Consider the following 24,932-nt stretch of genomic DNA (forward strand, 5'->3'; position numbering starts at 1 on the left):
CTTAAAGGATTCTTCACTTCTCCGCGAGGTGAAGCTTCTTCACCTTTCTCCTACTGGCTCCCCGTTTATATACTTAACATATCTTGTCGATGTATTTAGATATGTCGTGTCCCCTCTTCTTGAATTCTCTTAGGTCTTCGTAGCGGCTCCATGGGTAGGATATCCAGACCCACTCTTCTACCTTCTCTGCGTAGTAGTCGGGGGTGAATCTGCTGGTGGTTTTTAGGTGGAGGACGGCGGTCTTCACCTCGGCGGCGCCTATGAGGTCTAGGAGGTTTTTTGCGAGCATGAGGGTGTGTCCTGTGTCGGCTACTTCGTCGGCTATGAGGACTCTCCTGTCGCGGATCACGCCGGGCTCGATGCTGTGGTAGAGGAGGGGCCTCTCGGCGCGTCTCTGGGCCAGCCCCCAGTACTTCACGCCCATGGAGATGACGTCGTCTACCCCCAGGACGTCGCTGATTATCCTAGCCGGCACCAGCCCGCCGCGGGAGATGGCGATTATAACCTCGGGCCGGTAGCCGCTCTCCTCTATCCTCCTCGCCAGGGCCTCGCTGAGCGCTATCCCCTCGGCCCACGTAATGAAGCGCACCTTGACGCCGCCTATCTCCACTATTGCCATGGTGCTTGGGTGGGGGGTGTATAAAACATTTGTCAGCGCCCGCCACTGCTGGGCAGGCTCTCGCCACCCGTCAGCGTGGGTTCAACTCTTCACCGTGTCTACCCCGGCGGATGTATTTAAGTTTTGTATATCTCAACGGTTCTGAGATGGTTTATATACTGGTGGTTTAGGTTTGTGGTGCCGAAGTTGGTAGTTGTGACTGGGGGGGTGATGTCGGGCGTGGGTAAGGGGGTTGTCGTGGCTAGCATTGGCAGAATTTTGAGGGCGCGGGGCCTTTCTGTAAACGCGGTTAAGATAGACCCGTATATCAACGTCGACGCCGGGACTATGAACCCCTACGCCCACGGGGAGGTCTTCGTCACGTACGACGGGGGTGAGACCGACCTTGACCTGGGGCACTACGAGAGGTTTCTGGACGTGGAGCTTCCCCGGAGGAACAACATCACCTCTGGCCAGATCTACTTCTCTGTCATCGAGAAGGAGAGGAGGGGCGACTACCTGGGTCAGACGGTTCAGCTAATCCCCCACGTCACTGACGAGATTAAGAGGAGGGTTACCGAGGCGGCGGGGGGGTACGACGTGACTTTGGTGGAGATTGGGGGGACTGTGGGCGACTACGAGCAGTTGCCGTTTCTGGAGGCTGTCCGCCAGCTGAGGCTGGAGATGGGTGAGGACGTGGTTTTTATCCACGTTGCGTGGGTTCCCCTTCTCAGAGTGACTAACGAGTTTAAGACTAAGCCTCTGCAACACAGCGTGGCGGAGCTTAGGCGCTACGGCATACAGCCCGACGCCGTGGTTGTGAGGTCTGAGAAGCCTATCGACGCCGGCGCCGTGAAGAAAATTGCGCTGTTTGCCCACGTGCCTCAGTACGCCATCTTCAACTCTTATGACGTGGACACCACCTACAGGGTGCCGCTGATTTTGGAACAGCAGGGTATGGGGGATTTCCTCGTGCGTAGGCTCCGCCTCGCCTCGCGGGAGCCGAGTTATAGGGAGTGGGAGGAGTTTCTCTCGAAGCTGTCGGCGCCGAGGTACAGGGCGGTGGTGGGGATGTGCGGCAAGTACGTGGAGCTTCCCGACGCCTATCTAAGCATTGTGGAGGCGTTGAAGCACGCCGGCGCCGCCCTCGACGTGAAGCCGGAGCTTGTCTGGATTAACTCGGTGGAGGTGGAGAAGGACCCGGATCGGCTGGGGAAGCTCGGGCTGGACGCCATGGTGGTGTTGCCGGGCTTTGGGAAGAGGGGGACAGAGGGTATGATTGAGTGTGTGCGCCACGCCCGTGTGGAGAAAATTCCGTTTCTCGGCATATGCTTCGGCATGCAGCTGGCGGTGGTGGAGTTCGCCCGGAATGTCCTCGGCCTTAGAGAGGCCAACTCGACGGAGCTCGACCCCGAGACTCCCCACCCCGTGGTCCACCTCGCGCCTGAGCAGAAGGAGGTAGACGTGTTGGGGGGTAGCATGATTCTGGGCAACAGGGAGGTGGAGATCGTCCCCGGCACCCTCGCCGCCTCGCTGTATGGGACAAACGCCACGGTGGAGAGGCATAGACATAGATACGAGATCAACCTATCCTACCTGCCTAAGCTGTCGGAGGCTGGGCTTGTGGTTTCTGGCTGGAGGAGGGATGTTAGGCGTGTGGAGATAATAGAGTTGCCGGGGCATCCCTACTTCATCGCGACGCAGTTCCACCCCGAGTTCCGCTCTAGGCCAGCTAAGCCGCGGCCGGTGTTCCTCGGCTTGTTGAAGGCGGCGCTGACGTCTAGGCGCTAGCTCTCCAGAGCTCTATCTTCTTGGCGTAGTGGTAGCCGTATAGCGAGGCGGATACTGCCACGACGCCGCCTATCAACGCCGCCGTCGCCGTAAGGGCCAGATCTTTGAAGGCCATCTGCACCGCCAGGGGGATCGCCACGGCTGGCTCAAGAGCCACCAGCATTAGTATGTAGCCTAGGTACTGCATCGCCAGCGGGGCCTTGGCGGGGCCCGTCTCGGGGTTTCCGGCTTCGTAGCGCATTAATTTACCCGGCGTTGGCCTCCTAGGGGCGATGAGCATTACTAGGTATACAGTCCCGATCATTAGGAGGAAAAGGATTGTGAAGGCTAGGGCCACGGCCACCGCGTCGCTCATGAGTTGTAATAGTTGCTCAAGATTTATAACTGTTGTTTTGAGTGGGCGTGCTGGCTCTGGCGTTTTCTGTAATTTCCGCAGTGGCCTATGGCGTGGCGCCATTGATCTACCGCCCGGCTCTGCAGTGCACATCTCAGTACAGGGCAGTGGGCCTCTTCTCTCTGTATTCAATTGTGCTTGGTTTCCTACTTCCGTGGAGGGGCTTTGACCCTCGTGGGGTCTTGTCGGCGGTGTCGGCCGCCTTGCTGGGGGGCGTCGTCGGTAGCTGGCTGTACGTAACCTCGGTGAAGGCCGGCGGGGCGGCTGTTGGCAATATAAGCAGTTCGCTGTACATTGTCTTGTTGCCGCTGGTTGCTGGTCACTATCGTCTGTTGCCCGCGGCGTTGCTGGTGCTTCTGGGGCTCGTGGTGGCGTCTGCGCACAGCTCTGGAGCACGGCGAGGTGGGGCCTACGGCGTCGCGGCCGCTGTGGCGTGGACCGCCTCCATTAGCCTCTACGCCTCGGCCGTGGATCTGCTGGGCCCGGGCGGGGCATTGCTGACGCGGGGAGTTGTTGTGTTCTTCGCCACTCTGTTGCTGGGGGCGGGCGGGGGCGTCTGCCGGGTGGGGCGTCTGATTCTCGGGGGGTTTGTGGACACGTTCGTAGGCTTCGGCGCCTACACCCTCGCGGTGTCTATAGGGGACTACGTCACGGTGTCTTTAGTCACATCTTCTTACCCGCTCATCACGGCGCTTTTCGAGAGGCCTTTTATGTGGAGGAGGGCGGCGGGCGCCTCTATTGCCGTCCTCGGCCTGGCTTTAGTTGCCCTAATAGGATAAAAACCCGCCTAATGCGCCTCTTGTGAAGATAGTAGTGACTAACGACGACGGCCCTCATACGCCTCTTCTGGAGCCGCTTGTGGAGGTGCTCGAGTCGCGGGGCCACGAGGTGGTCGTCGTAGTCCCGGAGAGGCCGAGGTCCGCCGCGGGACTGGCGAGGACCTACCACAAGCCCCTGAGGGTGAGGAGGATTGGGCGGTTCTACGTGGTGAACGGCTTCCCCGCCGACGCCGTGTTTATGGCCTTGAAGCTGGTTGCGCCAGACGCCGACATGGTGCTCTCCGGCGTCAACGTGGGGGAGAACATCGGCATTGAGGCCACCTATGGAAGCGGCACTGTGGGGGCGGCTGTGCAGGCAGGCGCGCTGGGGGTGCCCTCAATCGCCGTCTCTATGGAGGTTGGCGGCGACGTGGAGTTTATGAAGAGGGTGGTGGGGGGAGCCGTCGAGTCGTTGCGAGCGGGCTTAGACGGGGCGCTGGCGGCCAGCGTCAACATACCTCGGGAGTGGGGAGGGGGTGTCTACTGCGTGAGGAGGCTCGCCAGATCGGTCTACAGTGAGAGGCTGTACGAAGGCGTGGATCCAAGGGGCGAGAGGTTTTACTGGAGGTGGGGGCCTAGGAGGGAGAGCTTCGAGCGGGATACAGACGCGTACTACTTCTACGAGATGCGTGGAATAACTGTGCTGGGTGTCTCCGACTCGGGGATAGTGAACGTCGGGGGGTTCGGCAGAGAAATAGGGGTGAGAATCGGGGCAAAGCAAATAAACTGCTGACATGGGGGAGCCATGGACGTGGTTAAGACTCTGAGGTACAGATTTGTGCGGTACTGTGTCAACAAGGCGTACGCAGATTTGGACCTCGGCGGAGTCCCCGCCGAGGTTGTCAACGTGCTGGACGACGTTGTGAGCCAGATAAGAGACTTGGAGAGGCACATCACCTCCGTGGACTCCGCCGTGAGGGTAATGCGGGTGGACCTCCCCGAGAAGTTGAAGATGTTGAAAGAACGTGACCCAGCCCTGGCGGAGGCTTTTGTGAAGAATATGGTGAAGTACTGCCTAGAGCTAGAGGAGATTTCAAACTCCAGGTTTAGGGAGTACCTCGAGGAGTTGTTAAGCGGGTTTTAAAGCCCCGCTATTTAGTGAGGTACGTCCTGCACGCCCCCCCTGGGTTTGGGAAGTCTAGGCTGATCGCAAGGCTGGCGGCGGGTAGGCGTTCTCTAATCTTCGTCAGAAGCCACGTGGAGGGGCTCCAGATGGCTCGCTACGTGGCGGAGCACGGAGGCGACGCCGGCGTGCTGTTCGGAAGAAGACATCTATGCCCCTTTAGGGCGGAGAGCTGGGCTCGGTGCTTCGAGCTGAGGGATAGCGGGGTGTGTAAGGCTAAGTCTCGCAGGGCCGAGGCGCCGATTTTCGACGTAGAGGAGCTGTATAAATTGGGAGTGTGTCCATACGAGGCGCTCCACGTGGAGGGCAGGCGCAAGGGGGTGGTGGTGTTGCCCCTTGCCTATCTGTCGAAGGTGTCGAACATATCCGCCGTGGCTGACCTTTTCGAGGAGGTGGAGTTCGTCGCGCTGGACGAGGCGCATAACTTGCTGTCGACTGTGGAGGTCGGCGACGAGGAGCTTTACTCGCGGAGGTACTGCATCGGGGGTGGGGGCGGCTTGACGTGTCTCGTGTTGCCGCTAGTTGGCGAGGTGTCTGGGAGGGCCCGTTTCCTGGTGGCGGCAAGCGCCTCTATTGTGAGGCAGTTTTCAGATATTTTTACATATTTCCTAAGGGCCGAGTATGTAGAGGTACAGCGCCTGCCGGGGGAGGAGAATCTCGACGTAGATTACATGCCTCTGAAGATCAGGTACAGAACCCGTCTAAAGAAGCGGTATGTAGACGCGGTTATTGACAAGGTGAGGCAGATTTTCAGGGAGTATGGGAGGGCTGTGGTGTTTCTGCCAAACAAAGAGCTGGCATCGCTCTACGCTAGCAAAATTGCAGACCTGCCTGTGTCTGACCAGCCCCTAGGGGATATTGATCACGTAATAGTAACTTACTACGGTAGCCCCATTTCCGAGGGCGTTAACTTAAACGTAAAGGCTGGCGTGTTGGTTGGGTTTCCAATTCCAGATGTCCGTAGCCGGGAGCTGTGGGACAAGGTAAGGATTCTCAAGAGGCTTGGGTATGACGGGTATAAATACGGGGTGTTGTTCACCGCAGTTAACCACGTCGTGCAGGCCGCGGGGAGGGTCATGAGGGGGCTAGACAGAGAGAGGAAGTACATACTGCTAATAGACGACAGATTTGCTGAATACAGATCGTACCTCCCGCGGTACCTGTCGAGAGCCGTGTAGTAGCTTATATTTTACAATTATACGTGTGGGAACTCCTTTTGCTACTTCTGCTTCTTGCCCTTACTATGAACGACGGCGTGCTCGTCGGCATTGGGAAGACCGGGCCGGTGTACCTCGCCATGGATAGACACGTCGTAATAACCGGCCCCACCAGGAGCGGCAAGACGAGGCTAGCCAAGAAGATAATCGCCAGGTCAGGACTGCCTGCGCTGGTGCTGGACTGGCATGGGGAGTACGGGGGTCTTTCTATAGATGCCAGGAAGCTGAAGTTCACCTTCGATAAGTTCGACAAGAAACTTCTAGTGGAGATACTAGGCCTGTCGCTTAATCTCAACGAGCCGAGTATCTACTTCCTCTACAGAGCGGTGAGAGGCAGGCGGCTGGAGACTCTGAGGGATGTCCACATAGCGCTGGAGGATTTCCTCGTCACCACTAGGAGCGAGGTGGAGATGAAGGCGGCGATAGCCCGGAGGCTGGAATATGTAATTGACGTCTTCGAAGAGGGGGTAATACCCGTCGACATGTTATTCAAGACAAAGAAAACTATATCAATAAATCTTTCAAAACTAAAACTATATGAAGAAAAAATTTTAGTAATTTTATTCATACTGTCCTCATTATATAATTTTTTATTTGAAAAAGGTATTAGCAGAGGCCCGGAGAGGCTATTGGTAATAGACGAGGCGCAGAACATCTTGGGGAGAGGCGACGTGGTGAAGTACTTAATTTTCGAAAGCGCAAAGTACGGGCTCAGGATAGTGCTTGTGAGCAACGAAATGCCGGCGCAGGACCTCCTCGTCCACTGCAATCTTGTAATCACGAGGCCTCACTACACCTACAACGTAAAGACGGCACGCGCCGCTGTTGTGAGGGATAATAAAATCACCGAGCTATGGATAGTGTAGAGAAGATATTAAAGCTCCTAGGTTTAGAAAAGGACGAGCTTGCTCCATGTGATATATATATTAACTATTTTATGCAGTATATCGCTAGTATTGAGAGAAAAATCTCAGAATTAAAAAGTAAAGTAGAGTACTTAGAGGATATATGCTTTAAAAATGTCAAAGAAATAAATAAATAGGGGCACCTTCTTTATGTATATGGCCGACATCCGGACTCTCTCACGAACTTACAACGACAAAACAGACTCTTTCCGTATCAAGCTAATCACCATCAAATTCCTCAGGGAGCAGGTGCAAAACGCCAAGGGCAACCTCGTGACCTTCCGCCCCTCAAAGGTGGCGCAGGACCTCCACCTCTACGGGCGGCAGGACCTAAGAGCCAAGACCGTGTTGATAAGAGCTTTTCTCGACGACTTGGTCCAGAGGGGCTACATCACGATAATTAAGAGAAGCGCAAGAGGAAAGGTATACGGCTTGTATAAAGCCAACAAGTTCTGGGATATGCTGTCGATATACGAGCCTGAGAAGGTTCTGGAGTTTTTAGAGTCAGAAAAAATTCAGCAGTAGCCTTATATTGAGGAGAGTGGCTAAATAGGTGCAGACAGTAGAATTAATACAGCTTCTCAAGGATAGATACAAAAAAGAGAGCTACAAGGCGGCCCTGGTCGGGACGTATAAAGACGGGAGGTATGTAGACCCCCCGCCGTTGCAGACAAACCTATCCCTCTTCCTAGCCCCCCTGGCCCTTTCAGTAGCCCCCCTCCTGGCGGTCAAAAACCTATACATACAGTGGGCCCTCGGGGTGTCCCTCATATCCATCACCTACATGGCGCTGTATATATACCTAAAGAAAAGTTGCTTTATCCCAGACGCGGTCAAGGTGGTGCGGACTAACTACGGAGACGTGGAGTATCTCAGGAGGAACAAGCTAGAGATCTTGGAAAACCCCCAGAAACTGCCGGGGGACTACGAGTACTACTACGCGCCGGTCAACGTGTGCGTGGCTAGGGACAGACGCCCCAACGCCTTCACTCTAGACGGGCCGCGAGGCCCCGTCGTCTACTTCACCACCGGCATATTCGCCAGGCTGTCCCCCGAGGAGTTGCAGGCGGTGCTTGAACATGAGAGGGGACATATCAAATACCGCCACACCCACAAACTACTTGCCTTCCTAATCTCTGAGTACACTCTTAGAATTCCCCTCGTACACCTGGTCTACGCCAAGTATTCGATAACGCTTCTCGCGATACACCTCATAGGCGTGGCTCTTCTCTACACCGCCATGCTCCAGGCTTTTGAATTCGAGGCAGACAAATACGCGGCGCGGAGGCACAGGGAGAGGCTGGTCTCGGCGTTGGTTAAGCTGGACTGGAACGGCATAGTAGAGTCGTTGCTAAACCCCTTAGCCGCTAGGCTGACTCTGCTAGCCAGGACGCACCCCCTCACAATAGACAGAATACGTAAACTCCATGCAATTCCTTACTAGACTAGCCCGCTCGATAGAGCAGCTGGACAGACTGGCGCAGAAGTACCAAGACGACGAGCTGAGAAGCGTCGTGGCGGAGCTGTATAAGCAGCTAACCACGATAATAAACCTCCTAGAGAAGCTCTACGCCATATACACGGAGCTGGACATAGTCATGAAGACAGACCTCAAAATAGAGCCCGGCCTCTACCTAGACACGGAAGCCCCCACCCAGCCTGAGAAGCTGGCGGAGTTCCTCTCTAGGCTGAGGGCCGAGGGGCACGACCCCGACAGAGCCCTGGCGTACCTCCTCGGCGCTGGCGTTGCGCAGCTCGAGCTGAGAGACGGGGAGCTATACATAGTACCCCCCTCTGCTCTCCGGGCGTCCCGGGGGGCACGGGGCCCGGGCGGGCGCTGAGGCGCGCCCGGGCGGGGCCGCGCCCGGAGGATCGCCGGCCCCCTCGGCGGCTTCGCCCCCGATGGGGGCTCCCCCGCCTTAGGCCCGTTCTGGAGGGCCACCCCGCGCGGCCCGGCGCGGGGCGGGGGGCAACTACAGGCCCATGGTCGTAGAAACACACCCCCAATTTATGAATTAACGAACGGTATAGATGTGGTTGTGCCAGGCTCGCCCCCTCCAATTCCAAATTTTTAGATTTGGAACTGACGTCGGCATATTTCGCCTTTAGCCAACCGCGTCGCGTGGATAATTCTAAGTTATGCAGAAGCGGCACAACACCCCCTTCTACATTTTTCTGATTCAGGAAAAACATACGGCGTCGAGTCAGGTAAAATGTATAGGGAATAGTTGAATGTAGTGTGTAGTGGAAAAAAGGGGAATTATTTCCCGGTACCTCTTCTGTGCCCAGTGTATTGGCACCTCGTCTCTATTCGCTTCAAAACCGCATTTGCATTTTACGCGGCGGTTTGGAAGCTCCTCCATCTTAGCTCCGCATACGGGGCAGATGGTGGAGTACAATCTTTCCTCTCTATAGGGCACGCCATACCACTCGGCGAGCTCCCTCAGCCTCTTCACGAACCTCCCCACGTTTAGGTATATCTTGTTTCTCCTCGCCACAGTACCGCTCTCTTTCAGCTCCTGTATAGACTCGTTCATGGGCTTGTCCACTACGACGGCGGCTTTGTACTGAATGGCGAGCTTCGCGATCTTCTTTGCCGCTTCTACCGTCCATTGCCTCCAAAGGCGCCACAATCTGCTTTTCAACTCCACAGCCCTTCTGCAGTAGGCGCCGCCTTTTGTGGCGCAGAGTGACTCCAGCCTAGCGGCTTCTCTCTCCAGACGGCCGATGTGCGCCAAATCAGGCCTCAAGATGCCTCTCCGCAACACCCGCCTCTCCTCAACAACTGCCCAAACAACGCCGTTATGCAAAGAGTTGATATCCACGACAAGAAGCCGCCTGGGCTGATATGGCGTCACCTCTCTATAAAAGATGAGCGCCACGTTAAAGCTCATCATGTTGCTACCCCTCCTCTTGCCTACCCATGCTAAGGCTAATTTCAATTGGCCCCCCTCCCTTATCCGCTCCTCAATCCACTTGATCTCCGTCTTCTTCAGCTTAATCGTGATGGTGTTGTTACGCTGGCCGCTCCACTTCCTCACCTTAACCGCCTTCTCTGACAGATCTACAAGGACGCCGCGGCTGTTGTCGCCCGCGTTTTTGCCAAACCTCAACTCTGTATTGAAAGGAAGCGGCACCCTCCACACGCCGCTCTTCAACCCGTTTGTAGGCAGAAGCTTCATCGCGTGTTTTAGCTCAATGGCGAAGTACTTCAACGGATTCTGCTCTGGCATAGGTGACTTGAATCCGCTCTTGTACCACTCCGTCGTCCATTGTCTAAACCTCTCCTGCACCTCTAGAAACTTTGCCAGTTGCTCAGGCGGGATTTCCTCCACCCTCCTCTTTATCACCAGTGTTCGGTAGCCCATGTCCCGCTACACACACCTCCACACGTGGAAGTGACAGTCCTCCTCTCTAAGCCGCCGCATCGCAGACGGCAGGTGGCGGCTTGTCCATATACGCCTCTGGAGCCGCGCCGCTGACGTCTCTGATAGGCGCCACTGCTAGAAGCGTAGAGGCGTTGGCCAGCGGGGCGCCCAAAGGCCTGGCGTATTTCGCCATGGACACGGGCTCCTACACCGGCTTGCCCCGGCGTCTCGCCTTGGGGAGGGGGGCGGCCTCCTCGGCCTCCTCTCGGCGTACGGCGGGCTGAAGACCGCGTGGAGCCACGCCTCCCACATCTCCGCCAGCCGCCTCCTCCGCGTGTAGGCCAGGATGATGAAGACGTCGGCCCTAAGCCCCCTCCTTGCCGCAGAGGAGTGCCCCCGGAGGTGCATGTAGACGCGATCGTAGTAGCCGCCCCGCTTGCCGACGCCTACATACGCCACCCGCCCCCCGGCCACGGCCAGGTAGACGTAGTAGACAGCCCCCACGTATAAACCAGGGTTTAAAACCAGCTGTAGCATTCAACTATCTCTTCTACACTTTTCCTGACTTGACGCCGGACGTTCTTCCTGATTCAGGAAAAATATATGACGGAGAATCAGGTAAAATGTAGAGGGTGGGGGAAAATGGGGTTTACAGTTTCATCAACTTAGCCCTCGTCGCTGTCTCTCGTCGGCGAGTACGCTCTGTACATGTCCTTCTCCTCTAGATAGCGCCAGCCCTCCTCCGGGAGGCGTTCTGCCAGCCTCCAGAGGCCTGGCCCGGTGGCGTCCACTGCCAGGTAGAGGTAGGAGTGCCACGGCTTGTCTGCCCTAAGCACATCGACAATGCGCCAGAGGTCCACTTCGCCTCCGTCGAAGTGGTCTATAGATGCGCCTATCTCCACAAGCCTGGGCCTGCCCATAACGAGAAGCTCGCATCCGCCTCTTCGATGTAGGGGTAGAAGTCGGCGGCGCCGATCCTCTTCTCGGCCTCCGCGAGCCACTGCTCAGCCGCGGCGGTGCACTTCTCGGCGAGGGCCTTCACGTAGCCAGCCGCCGCACTCATCTCAGCCTCCAGGAGCATTAAAGTTGCGCAGAGCTGGGGATCCGCCGCCGCGCCCCTCCTCTCCCCGCACTGCACATCCCGCTCTCTGTACCGCCTGTACGCCTCCCCAAACCACCGCAACGGCGCCTCCGCCATCCACACATCCAGCAGTCTGCAGTCCATATCGGTTATTGCCCATATACAAATCTAGAACAGATACGGCACACACAGAGGCGGCAAACCGTTATCTACATTCTACCTGATCCGACGTCGGATGTTCTTCCTGAACCAGGAAATACATACGATACTGAATCAGGAAAAATGTAGAGAAGGTAGTGGAAAGTCATAGCTGATCTTAAGTTTTGATTTACGTGGCCGTAATCCACTACGTCTACCCCACCATAGCCAGGCAAGGGATGGCGTGTATGAGCGTCGGCAAGCGGGATCGCCATTAACCTAAACCCGGATGAGTGGCAGAGATCCTACATAAAGCCGAGGCAGGGGCGTCAGCGCTATTAACCACAATCACCAGTCAGACAGCCTGGTCTCCTCACCAAGCCCAGAGCACCTGGGTGAATTTAACACTTTTCTAACAACTCCAGATACCTCCTCAGCACCGCCCCCACGTCTAGGCTGGTGCTGAACCTCCGCCGGAAATCGCCGGAGGCTACCCTAGCCGTTTTACCCGACAGCACAACCTCCGCCGTGGAGGTCGGCGAGACGTACGGCCTATACACCACCCGGTCCCCCACAACCTCCAGAGGCCCCGTGTAGGTGTAGTACCTAGACTTCAAAAGCTCGCCGACCCTATCCATCAGCCGCGTAAGAAGCCAAGCCGCCCTCCTCAAATCCTCCCCACCCACTAAGCACTCCCTGCCCCGAGCCACCACGGCCCCGTATGTGCTCCTGGCGTACATGTGGAGTACGAGCACCCTATCCCCCGAGGTGATTGTGATAGACCTCACCCCGGGGCTCGCCGTTATTGAGAGAAGCACCTTAGACAAGCTCCAGCGGAGTGTAGCCGTCTGGACACCTATACTGAAGCTTCCTCGCACAGACGTCGCAGAAGACGTAGCCCCACTTCTTACACACATACCTATCTTCAAATGCGTATATCCTCCTCCCACAGCGGGAGCACCTCCCCACCATCAAAGTCTTCGGAGGGTAAACCATCGCCCCCATGCAAAGAGGGGGTATTTGAACATTTCGCCACAGACGCCGGCCTCCGCGGAGAGATGCCGACGGGGCGGACAAGTATATATAGGGACAGGTGGCGTCGCGTGTGATTATCGGAGTGCTCCACCTACTGCAGATCGACGACGCCGACTATCTAAACCACGCAGTTAGAAACGCCAAGAGGCTGGAGGAGGCGGGGGTGGACGCCATAATTGTGGAGAACTACTACGACGCCCCCTACAAGCCCCGCGCCGACCTCCGGAGGGCCATCGCAGTCGCCGTGGCCACCCGCGACGTAGTGCGGGAGGTGTCGGTGCCGGTCGGCGTAAACCTACTACGTAGCGCCTGCAGAAAGGCGGCCCTCATAGCGAATTACGCCGGCGGCAGATTTATAAGATGCAACGCCTACACAGACATAGTGCTTACAGAATCCGGCGTGCTGATCCCCGAGGCCCCCTACCTAAGAGAGGTCAAGGTGCTGGCAGACGTCCACGTAAAACACGGCCGCTCCATCTACCCCCCGACGCTTGCGGAGGCGGTCGAGACCGCCACAACCAGGGCGAGGCCCCACGCCATTGTGATAACCGGCGGAAAGACGGGGGAGCCCCCAGACCCAGTGGACATAGCCGTCGCGAGGGCCCACACAGACCTGCCGGTGTTGGTGGGGAGCGGAATCTGCTTCAACACCCTAACCCTCCTCAAAATCGCCGACGGGGCAATCGTAGGCACTTGCCTAAAAGAGGAAAGGGAGATAGACGTGGAAAAAGCCAAGAGGCTGGTGAGAGAGGCTAAAAACACGCTGAGCCCAAGAAGAAGGCTCTCGCTCTAGGGCAGAATTTCCCCATCTCTCACATCCTGCTCCACCTCCCTGTTCGGCCCCACAGAGGCCCCCCTCCCGATGTAAACCTCGTCCCGCACGTAGACCCCGTCCGCCACCACGGCCTCCACCACCCGCGTCCACCTCCCAAGCACAACCCCCTCCCCCACGATGGATCTCGCCACGTAGGCACCCGCCTCGGCCACCACGCCGTCCATCAACACGCTCTCCCTAACCCTCACCCCCGGCCCCAGCCTACTGCCGCTACCCACCACCACGTAGGGCCCCAACACGCTGCCAGCCCCCACCGACGCACCCTCGCCGATGTACACCGGAGGGATGATCTTCACCCCCGGCAACTCCTTCGCACAGCCGCACTTATCCAAAGCCGCGAAGTTAGCCCTCAGGTAGTCGGAGTGGGTGCCGATGTCGAACCAAAGCCCCCGGTGCACGTATCCATACACGTCGAACTTCTCCATAAGCCTCGGGATGATGTGTTTCGCAATCTTCACCTCCCCCGCGTTGACGTCTGGGAACTCCGCCACCGCCTCAGGCTCAAATACGTAAAACCCGGCGTTGGCCAGGTTGCTCCCCACCGGCTCCCTAGGCTTCTCCACAAACCTCCTAATCCTCCCCCCGTCGTCCACAACAGCTATGCCGAACCTCCCCACCTCCTCCTGCGGAACCTCCACCAAGGCGATCGTCACCGCGCCGCCGCTCTTCTTGTGAAACTCCCAGAGGCCCCTAACGGAGAGGTCCGTAAAGACGTCGCCGTTAGCCACAATCAAAGGCCCCCTAAGCCCCAGACTCCTAACCACATTCACCACAGCCCCCCCGTCCCCCAGCGGCCTGTCCTCCTCCACCACCCTAACCCTGCCCCCCCACCTCGCCCCCACGTGGTTCCGAATTACGTAGGAGAGGTACCTCGCCGACACGACCGGCTCAGCCACCTCCGCCACCCGCTCAATCACCCAGTCAATCACCGGCCTCCCCAACACAGGAAACAGCGGCTTCGGCTTGGTGTAGCTCAGAGGCCTAAGCCTCGTGGCGAAGCCACCCGCCAAAATAATCCCACACTCAGCCACGTAAAAACAAAAACCATGGTATAAATACATGACAACAGACGCGCCGCACAGCCGCCGGTAACCGCCAAGCACCAGAAGGCAGAAGCCCCCACAAGAGGCGGTATCCGCAACCCGCCGCGCGGCGCCGCCGGCCGAAATTGGCGTTAATCCACGCCGTGGGTTTCCAGCTGTTTTACATATTCAAACGCCACCACCTCCGCCTCTCCTACGTCTACATCTCTTCTCTGGAGTACGTTGCCGCCTTCGCCCAGGATGAAGAAGGCCCGCCGGCTCCGGGGGGACGTGGCGTTGAGGTAGAACTTGGCAACCACGTACCGGTTCCCCCTCCTTACGAAGATCTCCAGGGGCATGAGCCCCAGCCGGCAGGTGCAGTTCATGGAGAGCTCCCCGCCCCTCTGCAGGACCCTCGCGGTGGCCCAGGCCTTGCCCACCAGCTCCACGTCTGTGGGCACTGCGTTTATGTGGAGAAGCGACCCGGCTCTGGAGGCCCCCAGCGCCACGGTGGGGCTGGCGTTGGAGAGGAGGATCGGCTTATTCCACACCTGCTCCCAGGCGCCGAACTCCCGGGCCCTGACCCCTGCGACGGTGACCGCCTTCCTCGCCAGGGGCCTGAGGCCCTCTAGGTCAAGCACATATGCAGGCTTGGCGAGCGCCACCGCCTTCACGATGGAGGTAGAGAAGGAGGTTATGGCTATGTGGCCTCCGAGGAAGTCGCGGCCGACGTCTGGAGCCGCCGAGTCGACGTCGACCCCCACGTACTCCTCCACCCTTTTGCCGCTCTCGACATCTAGGTAGACGAGCCTCTTGCCGACGACGCCCAGCGCCAAGGTGCACGGCGTGTTGAAGGTAGCCACGGCCCTCGTAGACCGGGGATATAAAACCGTATATTACTCGTTGAGTACATAAGTCCCGGTGCGCGGAGTTGCGTGGACTTCCGGGTAATTGCCAAGCTTGTCGCGTCTAGAATAGGCGAGGAGCCCACTGACCTGGACAAGGTGCTGGAGGGGCTTGGGATAGACATGCCGTGGATAGACAAGATCAAGCTGGTACACAGCATGGAGGGGGTGGAGGCAGTCTACCACGCAGTATCCGGCAAAATCCTCGTGAGGAGGGTAAACGCGGCGAGGGCCTAGTTTATTAACTGGGGTTTTCAAATCGACGTGGGCTACAGAGTTGTCTACGCCCCGTGGCGCTACAGATACATAAAAAACATAGGGAAGGAGGGGTGCTTCCTCTGCAGAGCCGCCGGCGAGCCCCACCGAGACGACGAAAACCTTGTCCCCCACAGAGGGAGGCACGTATTCGCCATACTCAACAAATACCCCTACACCTGGGGACACGTAATGATCGCCCCCTACAGACACATCTCCCAGTTTGAGGAGATGACCGCCGAAGAGTGGACCGAGATGGTGGCACTCGCCAGGAGGCTCACGCAGGCCCTGGCCAGGATCGCCGGCGCCAGGGACTTCATAATTGGGATAAACGTGGGCCGCGCCGCCGGGGCGGGGCTGGAAAGTCACATACACCTCCACGTAATCCCCAAAGACACCGAAGTGCCCCCAGCCAGCGACTTGGACCCCGCCCTTGTACAGCTAACCCGCGACCTGCGGAAGGCCCTATGATAAGGAGGATATGTCTAGATCACTTCAGAGGGGTAAAGGCTGGTTGCGTGGAGCTGGGGCGCCGCTCCCTCATCCACGGCCCCCCAAACTCGGGAAAAACCACGTACATAGAAGCCCTCGCCCTCCTCGTCCAGAGCCGGGGAGAGCAGTGGCTGGCGCTGGAGGGCCCCCTCCTAATCGTCCACGAGCCCGAGGACCTGCACCACGGAGGCGACCTCGACAAGCCCTTCGCCGTGGAGTTCACCGCTGAGGTGGGGGCCGGCGAGGTCAGCTACGGCTACAGATACGCCACTGCGACGAACTACGTGGAGCAGTGGGTCGGGATCGGGGGGAGGTTGCTGGCGAGGATGGCTAAGAGGGGGGAGCGCGGCGTCTTGACGCACCCCGTGGAGGCGGAGCTCTGTGCCGCGCCCTACGCGGTGATGAACGAAGACGCACTCATAACCTGCGCCGCGGTGGAGAGCGAAGAGCTTAGAGCCGCCGAGAGAGCCCTCATGGAGCTGAGGATAGGACTGAAAGACAAGTTTTACTTCATCAGCGGCCGGAGGCTCGCCGCGTGGAAATACACATACGAAACCCACGTAGACCTCATGCCGCAGACCAGCGTGGGGCCGGAGGGGCAGTTCACCCCCCACCACCTCTCAAGAGTGCTGACCCTCCCCTCCTACGACCCGGTTAGAGAGGCCCTCTACGCCTACCTACCCGCCGCGGGGGTGGAGGACGTCCGCGTCGGCCTTGTGAAAAGCGGCAGAGTGGCGCTGTACGTTAAGAAGGGCGGGTTGTGGACCAACGCCTACAACGCCGGTAGCTACACCAAGGCAGTCCTCCCAGTCCTCCTCCAGATGCTCCTAGCCAACGAAGGCTCCGCGGTCTTCATAGACGACGCCGATCTAGCAGTCCCCAGCGACAGGGCCGAGGCGCTCCTGTCCACCCTGCTGGAGATCGCCGAGAGGAGGCGCCTCCAGCTGGTGGCCGCCGCCAGAGAGCCCGCCTTCGCCCGCGCCGCCGAGAAGCTCGGCATGAGCATCGCCGCTCTGTGAAGCTGGTGCTAGACACCTCGGCTCTCATCTACATAGTAGAGCGCAGGATAGACATAGGGGTCTTGTTAGAACACGAAATACACATCCCAACGGCCGTGGTGGAGGAGCTCCGCACCCTCTCCGCAAGGAGTAGAAAGGCGAGGGCCGCCGCGCAGTTGCTCCCCCTCCTAAGGCCGAGGATAGTGGAGCGGCGGGGCCCGGCCGACGTCGCCGTGGTGGAGCTGGCGAGGGAGATAGGCGCCGTCTTGGTGACGGGGGACTCCGCCCTGGCCGAGCGCGCCAGGCGCGAGGGGGTGCCCGTGGCCAAGTTCCACAAGGGGCAGCTCGCCATATATTGAGAAGCCGCTTGCTGGGGCGGTGGGCGAAAGTATATAAATAACGGGATACTGCACAGCGTGCCTTTTAGATTAGTCGAGGCGGAGGACTACGTGCGGATCCCCCCCACGGAGTTTGGAAAGCCGCTGGAGGACATCGCCCTACAGCAGTTGAAAAGCCGCTACGAAGGGAGGGTGTTGAGAGAGGTTGGGTACGTCGTAGCGGTGTTGAAGGCCGAGGTGGGGCGGGAGGGGAAGATCGTCTTCGGCGACGGCGGGACCTACCACAAGGCTGTCTTCACAATGCTGACATATATGCCTCTCGACGGCGAGGTGGTGGAGGGAGTCGTGGAGAACGTCAGGGAGATGGGCATGCTAGTCAGGGTGGGGCCCATCCTCGGCTTTATAAACAAGATACACGTCATGGACGAGCCCAACATATTCTTCGACGCAAGCACCAAGAGCTACATCGGCGAGAGGACAAAGCGTAGGGTGTCGGTCGGCGACGTGGTGAGGGCCCGCATCACCGGCGTCAGCTTCACCACCCCCAGAGAGGGCACAGACCTCCTCCTCAGAGTAACCCTCACCATGAGGATGCCCGGCATGGGCAAGCTGGAGTGGCTAAGGGAGAAAAAGCCTGCGGCTAAGAAGACATGAGCGCCAAGAAGAAGACGCTAAGCGGCTACAAGGCGTGCAGGCGGTGCAAGCTAGTGGTGCCAGAAGACGCGAAGCAGTGCCCCAACTGCGGCTCCGAGGAGTTCGCCCCCAGGTGGCGCGGCATGATAGCAGTAATAGACCCCGCCAAGTCGTGCATCGCCAAGAGGCTCGGCATAGAAAAAAGCGGGATATACGCCCTAGAAATAGTAGAGGAGTAATAAGTAGCTAGAGCGGTGAATAAATTGTAGTAGATTTTTTGCAATAACTCTATAATCCGCCTTGGCACTTTGTAATTCGTTGTGCTATGGAGAAGAGGTGTTGCCTGTAGGCCTCTAGTTCTCTTATCAGCGTGGTGTAGTCTAGGGGGTGGGCTGTGAATTCCTCTCCGAGTACTTCGGCGGCGACTGCCCTTAGGGCGCCTCTGGTGACTCTGTCGTATAGGTCTAGTAGCCTCCTGACTCTGGACTCGAATACGTAGTAGTTGGCGACTAGGCGGGCGGCCTCCGCCTCGTCTAGACAGGCGCCGCAGTCCGCCAGCTTTACTAGGGTCTCTATGGCTTCGGCTGTCCGGGCGCCAACGGCTTTGCGGAAGGTCGGCGACTTGGTCTTCTCTCTGAGTATGGCCAGCGCCTCCTGGAGATCCACGGGGTTTTGTTGGAGGCGTCTTTTAAGCTGTGGGCCGCTACGGGGGCGCCATGTCTATATATGGGGATTGGGACTATATTGTGTCTAATGATTTGGGCTGTTGCCTACGACGGGTTTAGCCTAGCCGTTTAGCATGTGATGGGTAGGCTTAGGGAGGGTTAAGAGGCTGTCTATTGAGGATGCCCTCTCTGTACCGAGTGTACGATCATTGAGGGACATGGAGGAAATTGGGGGGGCTTAAGGTGGGGCAGAGGATAGATGAGATTGCTTGAGATTGAGCTTCTTCTGGAGCTGGTCGGGTCTAAGCAATATTCTGTACACTAGGCGGTTTTTGCGCCTTTCCGATTTTTGGTTGATAGCCGCTGGTTTTTGTTTCCTTGTGGTGTTGCGTTGGTGGGGGCGTGTCTGTGGCGCGGCGTTGTAAATGCATTTATAGGGAGTTGGAGGTGTGGGGTATGTTGAGCGCTAAGATTCTGGAGAGATCTGGCTTCTTGAGGAAGCAGTGTCCGCTCTGCAGGTCTTATTTCTGGACGAAGAGGGTGGATCAGGTTTACTGCGGCGACCAGCCCTGCGTGCCGTACGGCTTCATTGGGAACCCCCCGGCGAAGGTGTCGGTGGAGTCGCTTGGGGAGCTTAGGGAGAGGTTTCTGCGGTTCTTCGAGCGGCACGGCCACGTCAGGATTAGGAGGTATCCGGTTGTGGCTAGGTGGAGGGACGACGTCTATCTCGTCGGGGCGTCGATTTACGACTTCCAGCCGTGGGTGACGAGCGGGGCGGTGCCGCCGCCGGCGAACCCCCTGGCGATTTCCCAGCCCTCCATCCGGCTGACCGACGTGGACAAGGTTGGGAGGAGCGGCCGCCACCTCACCGGCTTCGAGATGATGGCTCACCACGCCTTTAACTACCCCGATCGGTATGTCTACTGGATAGACGAGACGACTGAGTACGCGTACCGGTTCTTCACAGAGGAGCTGGGCATTGCGCCGGAGGAGATTACGTTTAAGGAGTCTGTGTGGGAGGGCGGGGGGAACGCCGGGGAGTGTTTCGAGGTTTTGATAAGGGGTCTGGAGGTGGCGACTCTCGTCTTTATGCACTACGAGGTTAAGGAGGGGAGGTACGTGGAGCTCCCCCTGAAGATCGTGGACACCGGCTACGGGCTTGAGAGGATTTACTGGCTTCTGAAGGGGACGCCGACGATATACGACGCTGTGTTCGGGCCGTTTCTGGATAGGGCCAGGAGGCGGCTGGGGGTGCCGGAGCCTCCCGTGGACGTCATGGGGAGGGCCTCCATCTACTTCGGACAGATGGACCCCGAGGTTATCGGGCTTGAGAAGGCCTACGACGTAATTGCGGAGAAGATCGGCGTCGACCCCAAGTGGCTGAGGGAGGTGTTTAGGCCGCAGGAGGCGCTGTACGTGCTGGCCGACCACAGCAGGACCGTTTCGTGGATGATCGCAGACGGCGTCATCCCCTCGAACAGCGGGGCGGGGTACCTCGCCCGCCTCCTCATCAGAAGGACGCTGAGGAGTTTGAGGCTGGCTGGGGTGGAGGCGCCTCTGGTGGAGCTCTTCGATATGCACCTCAAGGAGCTGAGGGGCGACTACCCGGAGGTGTGGGAGGCGAGGGGGCTCATCCTCGAGCTGGTGGATATCGAGGAGAGGAAGTACAGAGAGGTATTGAAGTCGGCCCCGGGGGTGGTGAAGAAGGCGCTTGACGAGGCGAGGAGGCGGGGGAGGTCTGGCTTCGACGCCGACGACCTAGTCTCGCTGTACGACAGCTACGGCCTCCCGCCCGAAGTGGTGGCGGAGGCGGCGAAATCGCTCGGGGTTGAGGTTAGGATACCCGACGACTTCTACTCCAGGCTGGCGGCGCGGCACGCCAGAAGGGAGAGGCATGAGGAGAAGACGCTGGTGGAGATGGCTAAGGTTGTCGACCTGCCGAGGACTAGGGAGCTCTTCTACGAGGATCCCTACATGAAGAACTTCAAGGCGAGGGTTCTGAGGGTGATAGACGGGAGGTACGTTATCCTTGACCAGACGGCGTTTTACGCAGAGGGCGGCGGCCAGCCGGCGGACGTCGGCGTGCTCAAGTTCGACGGCGGGGAGGCGAAGGTCGTCGACGTCCAGAGGGTGGGGCACGTAATTGTGCACGTCGTCGAGGGGAGGGCCCCGCCGGAGGGGGGCGAGGTGGTTGGGGAGATCGACTGGGAGAGGCGGTACGCCCTCATGAAGATGCACACAGGCACGCACGTCCTTATCCAGAGCATTAGGAGGGTGCTGGGGCCCCACATATGGCAGGCGGGGGCGCAGAAGGACATCCCCTCCAGCCGCCTCGACGTGACCCACTTCAAGCTCCCCACGCCGGAGGAGGTGGCGGCTATTGAGAGGCTCGCTAACTCTGTGGTGCAGGCGAACCTCCCGGTGTATGCCAGGGTTGTCCCCCGCAACGTGGCGGAGGCGAAGTACGGCTTTGTCTTGTACCAAGGCGGGGTGGTGCCGGCGAGGGAGATCAGGGTGTTGCAGATAGGCCCCGACGAGGCTCCATTCGACGTCCAGGCGTGCGGAGGCACCCACCTCAAATCCACGGGTGAGGTCGGCCTCATCAAGATTCAGAAGGTGGAGCGCATCGCCGACGGCGTGGTGCGCTTCATATTCACCACGGGGCTCCACGCCCTTGCCTACGTCCAGGAGCTGGAGCGGCAGGTGGCCGAGGCGGCTTCTCTGGCCGGGGGGAGGAGGGACGACGTGGTGGACTCGGTGAGGAGGCTGTTGCAGAGGGCGGAGGAGGCTGAGAGGAGGGCGAGCCGCTACGCGGAGCTCTACGCCGCCGGGCTTGCGCAGAGCCTGAGGACTGAATCCGCCGGCCGCTACAAGCTAGCCGTCTTGGAGCTAGACGACGAGGAGCTGGCCAAGAGGGTGGCGCAGATAGCCACGGGCCGCGACAAGGATCTGGTTCTGCTTGTGGTGGGCGGGGGGAGGGCCACGGTGTTTACGGGAGGCGTCGACGTGGCGCCGATTGTCAAGGCGATGCGGGAGGTGGGGTTCAGAGGAGGCGGCTCTAAGACCTTCGCCCAGGGGGTGTACACAGGCGACGTCAAGACTTTAATAGAGGCTGTGAAGAGGGCGCTGGCATGATCCCCTCCAACCCCCGCGATTTGGAGCGGCTTCTCAAGAGGATGGGTATCAAGGTGGAGGAGGTGGACGCGGCTTATGTAGAGATTAGGCTCAAGTCGGGGGAGGTCCTCCGCATCAACAACCCCACCGTGGCTCTGATGAAAATGCCTAACAAGATGCTGGTCTACCAGATACAGACGGCAGAGGGCTCAGTCCAGAGGGTAGCCCAGCAGCAACAACAGCCCCAGCCCCAGGCCTCTGAGTACGTGCCCAGTGAGGAGGACATCGCGCTCGTGGCGGAGCAGACGGGGGCCCCGAGGGAGGAGGTGGTGAAGGCCCTCATAGAGGCGAAGGGAGATTTGGTGCAAGCGGCTATGAAGTTGATATCGAGGAGGCAGGGGTAGGCCCGGCGGCTGGATAAAGTTTATATTATACACCCATCTCTGTCGTATGCCAGTTAGGCCGGCGCGGTGTTACCGGCGGATTAAGGGACCGCCTTACACGAGGGAAGACTACATCCACGGCGCCCCGATGATCCAGATCCCCAAGTTTGACATGGGCACCACAAGCGCGGCGGCCCGGGCGGCCTTCACCATGGTGGCTAAGCTCGTGGTGGAGGAGCGGGGCCAGATCAGGATGCAGGCGCTGGAGGCGGCGAGGCAGATGGCCTCGAAGTACTTGACCAAGTATGTGGGGGACGCCAACTACTACCTCAGGCTTAATGTGATTCCCCACCACGTCCTCAGGGAGAATAGAATGCTGGCAATGGCGGGCGCAGACCGTCTACAAGAGGGTATGAGGCTGGCCTTCGGATCGCCGGCGGGGAGGGCGGCGAGGGTCGAGCCGGGGGAGGTCATATTCTACGCCGAGTTTAAGCCGGAGCACATGGCCCACATCAAGGAGGCGCTGAGACGCGCCTCGTCAAAGTTGCCCCTGCCCACACGGATAGTTATAGAGGCGAAGGATGGAGGCGGCAAGGCAACTGCACAAAGATAGGATAGAGGCCGCCCTTGTACTACTAGAGCGCGTCCTCAACGGGCTTATCACCTCCCGCTCCGCGCTGGTCGCCGAGCTCCAGGAGGTGTACAGGGAGAAGGGGGTTGAGCCCCTCCGCGGCCTTTCGAAAGAGGGGATTTACGACAAGGAGATAGCCACGGTGTATCTAGTAGGGATCTACGGCGCAGGTGTCCTCGCCGCCGGGGATTACGACGACATTTTCTACATCGAGAACAGGGCTGTCGAGGCTGTGGAGATTATACGCAACGTCGGCGAGGTCCTGCCCGCCGAGCTTAAGGAGGCGCTGGCGAGGAAGACGGAGGAGGTGAAGGGGAAATCAGCCGAGGACAGAGTCTTTAGAGTCCTCAGGCTCGTGTTCACGGGGGCGGTTTTGGGCTACTACCCAGAGATGTTGCTAACCAAGGCTTTGAAGATCTACGAGACTGTGTACCCACAGCTGTCGGAGCGCTTGGTAAACTACGCCGCATTCTACAGCGCCTACAAAATAGCTGAGGACATCGCGCTGGGGAGGATAAGAAGCGCCGAAAACCTCAAAATTATGAAATACACATACTGCCTCAGGATGGGCTTCCAGAAATGTAAACCAAGCGACAGGCTGATTGCCGAGGTCGCCCTCCACATATACAAAGTGGATAAGTCCCTCTTATCGAAGCTCTTCGCCAGGGGGGTACTGCCTAAGATTGGGTAGAGCCGCACCTACTCACGAATTTTTTCACGGCGTCTGCAATTCTGTCGACGTGCTCCTCCCTCTGGGGGGAGTGGCCCATCCCCTCGATCTCCACAACCTCCAGTGGGAAGTTTAACTTGTCTGACAAGCCGGCGAGGATGTCGACGTGTATCCTCGGCACTACGTTGTCCGCGGAGCCTCTGATGTAGAGAACCGGGGGCATCCCGTTGCCTATATAGCGGGACGGCGAGGTCTGCTCCAATTTGCCGCCAAGAGAAGCCAGGTGGTTAGCCAGCTTCTTCATGTAGGGGTCGTCTGACTGGAGTAGGTACTGGAGCTGAAGCCTCCTGTCCACCGGCGCCGCCACGGCGACTACGCAGTTGACAGAGCCTGGATTCCTCGCCGCGAGGAGGAGGGCAACGGTGCCCCCCATGCTGTGCCCGGCGGCGACCGCCACCGGCAATTCCCTCACACCGGCCTCGTAGCCGTCCTCCACATCTCTTATAGAGGGCGCCACAACCTCGAAGCCGCTCTCGGCGAGCGGCCTTGTCAGCCAGTTGATGTTTGAAGGCGAGCTTCTGTAGCCGTGAAACGCCACCGCCTTAGGCATAGCGCTAGTGGGGTGTAGCTTTTTAAATTTTGGGGCGGGGAAGGGGCCATTGATTTATAAAGTGGTGGTGATCTATAGGTATGCGTCTTGAAGTTAAGATAAGCGGGTTGCCTAGAGACAAGAGGAATATACTGGTCATGGCATGTCCCGAGCCCTCCCTGGCTGGCGTCGTGGCGGTTGAATACCTAATCGATGCGTTGAAGATGGAGGAGATAGGCGCGATTAGGATCACCGAGATGCCTCCGGTCATCGCGGTGGTCAACGGCGCCGCGAAGTTGCCGCACCGCATATTCTACTCACGTGAGGCTGGGATAGTGGCGATTAGACAACACGTGCCTATCCCTCCGCAGATATATGCAGAGTTTATACACAAGGTGCTCGACTGGGCTGAGGAGAACAAGGTGAAGCTAGTCGTCTGCCTCTCCTCCATGCCGGCCGCCGGCGAGAGGGAGAGCGACAACGTATACTTCGTAACTGAGGAGGATCTAGTGGAGAAGTTTAAGCAGTACGGGTTTGAGCCCATAAAAGAGGCCACCGTCGCGGGGCTTGAAGGTGCGTATCTCGACGCGGTGCTTGGGAGGAATATAGACGGCGCCCTCCTCATAGCTGAGTCTAGACTCCTCACGGCTATCAAGAGGCTGGTTGACAGCGGCAAGATCTCGACTCACCGCGACGTCATGCTTATACTAAACGACTTGGTGGGCCGCGTGGGGCCTGACGTCGGCGCCGCCCTGAAGCTGATAAACGCCGTGGCGAAGCTCGCCGAGATTCAGATAGACACCGCAAAGCTACAGGAACACGCCTCTAAATACGCCTTCCTCATCGAGAAGAACCTCGAGGCCCTCTTCAAGCCCGTGGAGGCCGTGGCCACCGCCCAGAAGAGAGAGATACCGCTGGTCTTCTAGGAAAAGTT

General features: G+C 58.6%; 34 protein-coding genes. 22 read left to right on the plus strand and 12 right to left on the minus strand.

Annotated elements, in window-relative coordinates:
• Positions 1 to 73 precede the first annotated feature (73 nt).
• Positions 74 to 619: a phosphoribosyltransferase gene (locus P186_RS03115; RefSeq protein ID WP_014287944.1), complete on the minus strand. Its 546-nt coding sequence runs from the start codon at positions 617 to 619 to the stop codon at positions 74 to 76.
• A gap of 177 nt (positions 620 to 796) precedes the next feature.
• Between P186_RS03115 and P186_RS03120 the strand changes: the two genes are divergently transcribed.
• On the plus strand, positions 797 to 2,389 hold the full coding sequence (locus P186_RS03120) for a CTP synthase (protein WP_148682665.1): 1,593 nt from the start codon (positions 797 to 799) through the stop codon (positions 2,387 to 2,389).
• On the opposite strand, the gene ndhC is transcribed toward P186_RS03120, so the two are convergent.
• A complete protein-coding gene (gene ndhC / locus P186_RS03125; RefSeq protein WP_014287946.1) occupies positions 2,379 to 2,744 on the minus strand; it encodes an NADH dehydrogenase subunit 3 in 366 nt (121 codons plus the stop codon). The two genes, P186_RS03120 and ndhC, sit on opposite strands and share 11 nt — an antisense overlap.
• Positions 2,745 to 2,785: 41 nt before the next feature.
• On the opposite strand from ndhC, the gene P186_RS03130 reads away from it, so the two are divergent.
• The 9 genes from P186_RS03130 to P186_RS03170 are packed head-to-tail and all read left to right on the plus strand — an operon-like array spanning position 2,786 to position 8,687.
• Entirely contained in the window at positions 2,786 to 3,562 is a 777-nt protein-coding gene (locus P186_RS03130; RefSeq protein WP_014287947.1) for a hypothetical protein, read from the plus strand.
• A gap of 22 nt (positions 3,563 to 3,584) precedes the next feature.
• Positions 3,585 to 4,334, plus strand: coding sequence for a 5'/3'-nucleotidase SurE (surE, locus tag P186_RS03135; protein WP_014287948.1), 750 nt, complete (start codon positions 3,585 to 3,587; stop codon positions 4,332 to 4,334).
• Between the two features lie 12 nt (positions 4,335 to 4,346).
• Positions 4,347 to 4,685 carry a hypothetical protein gene (locus P186_RS03140; RefSeq protein WP_014287949.1) on the plus strand — a complete coding sequence of 113 codons (339 nt, stop codon included), beginning with the start codon at positions 4,347 to 4,349 and terminating at the stop codon, positions 4,683 to 4,685.
• Between the two features lie 14 nt (positions 4,686 to 4,699).
• A complete protein-coding gene (locus tag P186_RS03145) occupies positions 4,700 to 5,902 on the plus strand; it encodes a helicase C-terminal domain-containing protein (protein WP_014287950.1) in 1,203 nt (400 codons plus the stop codon).
• Positions 5,903 to 5,925: 23 nt separating this feature from the next.
• On the plus strand, positions 5,926 to 6,807 hold the full coding sequence (locus P186_RS03150; RefSeq protein ID WP_148682667.1) for an ATP-binding protein: 882 nt from the start codon (positions 5,926 to 5,928) through the stop codon (positions 6,805 to 6,807).
• Positions 6,795 to 6,983 (plus strand): hypothetical protein, encoded by a 189-nt coding sequence (locus P186_RS03155; RefSeq protein ID WP_014287952.1) that lies wholly within the window; start codon positions 6,795 to 6,797, stop codon positions 6,981 to 6,983. The genes P186_RS03150 and P186_RS03155 overlap by 13 nt, the downstream gene beginning before the upstream one ends.
• A 19-nt stretch (positions 6,984 to 7,002) precedes the next feature.
• Positions 7,003 to 7,371 (plus strand): DNA-binding protein, encoded by a 369-nt coding sequence (locus P186_RS03160; protein WP_148682668.1) that lies wholly within the window; start codon positions 7,003 to 7,005, stop codon positions 7,369 to 7,371.
• Positions 7,372 to 7,399: 28 nt separating this feature from the next.
• A complete protein-coding gene (locus tag P186_RS03165; protein ID WP_014287954.1) occupies positions 7,400 to 8,290 on the plus strand; it encodes a M48 family metallopeptidase in 891 nt (296 codons plus the stop codon).
• Positions 8,274 to 8,687 (plus strand): hypothetical protein, encoded by a 414-nt coding sequence (locus P186_RS03170; RefSeq protein ID WP_014287955.1) that lies wholly within the window; start codon positions 8,274 to 8,276, stop codon positions 8,685 to 8,687. The genes P186_RS03165 and P186_RS03170 overlap by 17 nt, the downstream gene beginning before the upstream one ends.
• A gap of 363 nt (positions 8,688 to 9,050) precedes the next feature.
• Here the strand turns inward: P186_RS03170 and P186_RS03175 are convergent, their stop codons facing one another.
• The 6 genes from P186_RS03175 to P186_RS14005 form a co-directional block, all read right to left on the minus strand.
• Positions 9,051 to 10,214 (minus strand): RNA-guided endonuclease InsQ/TnpB family protein, encoded by a 1,164-nt coding sequence (locus P186_RS03175; RefSeq protein ID WP_148682669.1) that lies wholly within the window; start codon positions 10,212 to 10,214, stop codon positions 9,051 to 9,053.
• Positions 10,215 to 10,349: 135 nt separating this feature from the next.
• Complete coding sequence (locus P186_RS03180; protein WP_014287957.1) at positions 10,350 to 10,751, minus strand: hypothetical protein; 402 nt, start codon at positions 10,749 to 10,751, stop codon at positions 10,350 to 10,352.
• 128 nt (positions 10,752 to 10,879) lie between these two features.
• Positions 10,880 to 11,134: a hypothetical protein gene (locus P186_RS03185; protein WP_148682670.1), complete on the minus strand. Its 255-nt coding sequence runs from the start codon at positions 11,132 to 11,134 to the stop codon at positions 10,880 to 10,882.
• A complete protein-coding gene (locus P186_RS03190) occupies positions 11,107 to 11,439 on the minus strand; it encodes a hypothetical protein (protein ID WP_014287959.1) in 333 nt (110 codons plus the stop codon). The genes P186_RS03185 and P186_RS03190 overlap by 28 nt, the downstream gene beginning before the upstream one ends.
• 395 nt (positions 11,440 to 11,834) lie before the next feature.
• Positions 11,835 to 12,251: a hypothetical protein gene (locus P186_RS03195; RefSeq protein WP_148682671.1), complete on the minus strand. Its 417-nt coding sequence runs from the start codon at positions 12,249 to 12,251 to the stop codon at positions 11,835 to 11,837.
• Between the two features lies 1 nt (position 12,252).
• Positions 12,253 to 12,429 (minus strand): hypothetical protein, encoded by a 177-nt coding sequence (locus P186_RS14005; protein ID WP_193383990.1) that lies wholly within the window; start codon positions 12,427 to 12,429, stop codon positions 12,253 to 12,255.
• Between the two features lie 109 nt (positions 12,430 to 12,538).
• Between P186_RS14005 and P186_RS03200 the strand changes: the two genes are divergently transcribed.
• Positions 12,539 to 13,261, plus strand: a complete 723-nt coding sequence (locus P186_RS03200; RefSeq protein WP_148682672.1) for a BtpA/SgcQ family protein — start codon at positions 12,539 to 12,541, stop codon at positions 13,259 to 13,261.
• Here the strand turns inward: P186_RS03200 and P186_RS03205 are convergent.
• Both P186_RS03205 and P186_RS03210 read right to left on the minus strand, forming a co-directional pair.
• A complete protein-coding gene (locus tag P186_RS03205) occupies positions 13,258 to 14,334 on the minus strand; it encodes a nucleotidyltransferase family protein (RefSeq protein ID WP_014287963.1) in 1,077 nt (358 codons plus the stop codon). The two genes, P186_RS03200 and P186_RS03205, sit on opposite strands and share 4 nt — an antisense overlap.
• Before the next feature lie 143 nt (positions 14,335 to 14,477).
• Positions 14,478 to 15,188, minus strand: a complete 711-nt coding sequence (locus tag P186_RS03210; RefSeq protein ID WP_014287964.1) for a hypothetical protein — start codon at positions 15,186 to 15,188, stop codon at positions 14,478 to 14,480.
• 72 nt (positions 15,189 to 15,260) lie between these two features.
• On the opposite strand from P186_RS03210, the gene P186_RS03215 reads away from it, so the two are divergent.
• From P186_RS03215 to spt4, 6 genes are read left to right on the plus strand one after another with little or no spacing between them, the layout of a single operon-like run.
• On the plus strand, positions 15,261 to 15,467 hold the full coding sequence (locus P186_RS03215; protein ID WP_014287965.1) for a hypothetical protein: 207 nt from the start codon (positions 15,261 to 15,263) through the stop codon (positions 15,465 to 15,467).
• A 27-nt stretch (positions 15,468 to 15,494) separates the two neighbouring features.
• On the plus strand, positions 15,495 to 15,956 hold the full coding sequence (locus P186_RS03220) for an HIT domain-containing protein (RefSeq protein ID WP_014287966.1): 462 nt from the start codon (positions 15,495 to 15,497) through the stop codon (positions 15,954 to 15,956).
• The gene (locus P186_RS03225) at positions 15,953 to 16,996 is read left to right on the plus strand and encodes an AAA family ATPase (protein WP_014287967.1); all 1,044 of its coding nucleotides are present in this window, start codon (positions 15,953 to 15,955) and stop codon (positions 16,994 to 16,996) included. The genes P186_RS03220 and P186_RS03225 overlap by 4 nt, the downstream gene beginning before the upstream one ends.
• The gene (locus tag P186_RS03230) at positions 16,993 to 17,334 is read left to right on the plus strand and encodes a PIN domain-containing protein (RefSeq protein WP_014287968.1); all 342 of its coding nucleotides are present in this window, start codon (positions 16,993 to 16,995) and stop codon (positions 17,332 to 17,334) included. The genes P186_RS03225 and P186_RS03230 overlap by 4 nt, the downstream gene beginning before the upstream one ends.
• A 57-nt stretch (positions 17,335 to 17,391) precedes the next feature.
• Entirely contained in the window at positions 17,392 to 17,967 is a 576-nt protein-coding gene (locus P186_RS03235) for a DNA-directed RNA polymerase (RefSeq protein ID WP_014287969.1), read from the plus strand.
• The gene (gene spt4, locus P186_RS03240) at positions 17,964 to 18,185 is read left to right on the plus strand and encodes a transcription elongation factor subunit Spt4 (protein ID WP_014287970.1); all 222 of its coding nucleotides are present in this window, start codon (positions 17,964 to 17,966) and stop codon (positions 18,183 to 18,185) included. The genes P186_RS03235 and spt4 overlap by 4 nt, the downstream gene beginning before the upstream one ends.
• 49 nt (positions 18,186 to 18,234) lie before the next feature.
• Here spt4 and P186_RS03245 read toward each other — a convergent pair whose 3' ends face one another.
• Complete coding sequence (locus tag P186_RS03245) at positions 18,235 to 18,612, minus strand: hypothetical protein (RefSeq protein ID WP_014287971.1); 378 nt, start codon at positions 18,610 to 18,612, stop codon at positions 18,235 to 18,237.
• Between the two features lie 455 nt (positions 18,613 to 19,067).
• Here P186_RS03245 and alaS point away from each other — a divergent pair, with 455 nt between their 5' ends.
• The 4 genes from alaS to P186_RS03265 are packed head-to-tail and all read left to right on the plus strand — an operon-like array spanning position 19,068 to position 23,430.
• Positions 19,068 to 21,746: an alanine--tRNA ligase gene (gene alaS, locus P186_RS03250; protein WP_148682673.1), complete on the plus strand. Its 2,679-nt coding sequence runs from the start codon at positions 19,068 to 19,070 to the stop codon at positions 21,744 to 21,746.
• The gene (locus P186_RS03255) at positions 21,743 to 22,129 is read left to right on the plus strand and encodes a nascent polypeptide-associated complex protein (protein ID WP_014287974.1); all 387 of its coding nucleotides are present in this window, start codon (positions 21,743 to 21,745) and stop codon (positions 22,127 to 22,129) included. Before alaS ends, P186_RS03255 begins: the two co-directional genes overlap by 4 nt.
• A gap of 46 nt (positions 22,130 to 22,175) precedes the next feature.
• Positions 22,176 to 22,721, plus strand: coding sequence for a 50S ribosomal protein L16 (locus tag P186_RS03260; protein WP_014287975.1), 546 nt, complete (start codon positions 22,176 to 22,178; stop codon positions 22,719 to 22,721).
• Complete coding sequence (locus P186_RS03265) at positions 22,690 to 23,430, plus strand: DUF2192 domain-containing protein (protein ID WP_014287976.1); 741 nt, start codon at positions 22,690 to 22,692, stop codon at positions 23,428 to 23,430. Before P186_RS03260 ends, P186_RS03265 begins: the two co-directional genes overlap by 32 nt.
• Here the strand turns inward: P186_RS03265 and P186_RS03270 are convergent.
• The gene (locus tag P186_RS03270) at positions 23,417 to 24,019 is read right to left on the minus strand and encodes an alpha/beta hydrolase family protein (protein ID WP_014287977.1); all 603 of its coding nucleotides are present in this window, start codon (positions 24,017 to 24,019) and stop codon (positions 23,417 to 23,419) included. The two genes, P186_RS03265 and P186_RS03270, sit on opposite strands and share 14 nt — an antisense overlap.
• Positions 24,020 to 24,099: 80 nt before the next feature.
• Here P186_RS03270 and P186_RS03275 point away from each other — a divergent pair, with 80 nt between their 5' ends.
• Positions 24,100 to 24,924, plus strand: coding sequence for a proteasome assembly chaperone family protein (locus tag P186_RS03275; RefSeq protein WP_014287978.1), 825 nt, complete (start codon positions 24,100 to 24,102; stop codon positions 24,922 to 24,924).
• Positions 24,925 to 24,932: the final 8 nt, after the last annotated feature.

The organism is Pyrobaculum ferrireducens (assembly GCF_000234805.1).
Lineage (GTDB): Archaea > Thermoproteota > Thermoprotei > Thermoproteales > Thermoproteaceae > Pyrobaculum > Pyrobaculum ferrireducens.

Bases quoted from the DNA above. Each gene is read 5' to 3' on its own strand.
- alaS (WP_148682673.1), top strand. From the start codon at position 19,068: ATGTTGAGCGCTAAGATTCTGGAGAGATCTGGCTTCTTGAGGAAGCAG.
- P186_RS03255 (WP_014287974.1), top strand. From the start codon at position 21,743: ATGATCCCCTCCAACCCCCGCGATTTGGAGCGGCTTCTCAAGAGGATG.
- P186_RS03115 (WP_014287944.1), bottom strand. From the start codon at position 619: ATGGCAATAGTGGAGATAGGCGGCGTCAAGGTGCGCTTCATTACGTGG.
- P186_RS03270 (WP_014287977.1), bottom strand. From the start codon at position 24,019: ATGCCTAAGGCGGTGGCGTTTCACGGCTACAGAAGCTCGCCTTCAAAC.
- P186_RS03175 (WP_148682669.1), bottom strand. From the start codon at position 10,214: ATGGGCTACCGAACACTGGTGATAAAGAGGAGGGTGGAGGAAATCCCG.
- P186_RS03265 (WP_014287976.1), top strand. From the start codon at position 22,690: ATGGAGGCGGCAAGGCAACTGCACAAAGATAGGATAGAGGCCGCCCTT.
- P186_RS03180 (WP_014287957.1), bottom strand. From the start codon at position 10,751: ATGCTACAGCTGGTTTTAAACCCTGGTTTATACGTGGGGGCTGTCTAC.
- P186_RS03155 (WP_014287952.1), top strand. From the start codon at position 6,795: ATGGATAGTGTAGAGAAGATATTAAAGCTCCTAGGTTTAGAAAAGGAC.
- P186_RS03140 (WP_014287949.1), top strand. From the start codon at position 4,347: ATGGACGTGGTTAAGACTCTGAGGTACAGATTTGTGCGGTACTGTGTC.
- P186_RS03225 (WP_014287967.1), top strand. From the start codon at position 15,953: ATGATAAGGAGGATATGTCTAGATCACTTCAGAGGGGTAAAGGCTGGT.
- spt4 (WP_014287970.1), top strand. From the start codon at position 17,964: ATGAGCGCCAAGAAGAAGACGCTAAGCGGCTACAAGGCGTGCAGGCGG.
- P186_RS14005 (WP_193383990.1), bottom strand. From the start codon at position 12,429: ATGGTTTACCCTCCGAAGACTTTGATGGTGGGGAGGTGCTCCCGCTGT.
- P186_RS03260 (WP_014287975.1), top strand. From the start codon at position 22,176: ATGCCAGTTAGGCCGGCGCGGTGTTACCGGCGGATTAAGGGACCGCCT.
- P186_RS03190 (WP_014287959.1), bottom strand. From the start codon at position 11,439: ATGGACTGCAGACTGCTGGATGTGTGGATGGCGGAGGCGCCGTTGCGG.
- P186_RS03160 (WP_148682668.1), top strand. From the start codon at position 7,003: ATGGCCGACATCCGGACTCTCTCACGAACTTACAACGACAAAACAGAC.
- ndhC (WP_014287946.1), bottom strand. From the start codon at position 2,744: ATGAGCGACGCGGTGGCCGTGGCCCTAGCCTTCACAATCCTTTTCCTC.
- P186_RS03170 (WP_014287955.1), top strand. From the start codon at position 8,274: ATGCAATTCCTTACTAGACTAGCCCGCTCGATAGAGCAGCTGGACAGA.
- P186_RS03275 (WP_014287978.1), top strand. From the start codon at position 24,100: ATGCGTCTTGAAGTTAAGATAAGCGGGTTGCCTAGAGACAAGAGGAAT.
- P186_RS03185 (WP_148682670.1), bottom strand. From the start codon at position 11,134: ATGGGCAGGCCCAGGCTTGTGGAGATAGGCGCATCTATAGACCACTTC.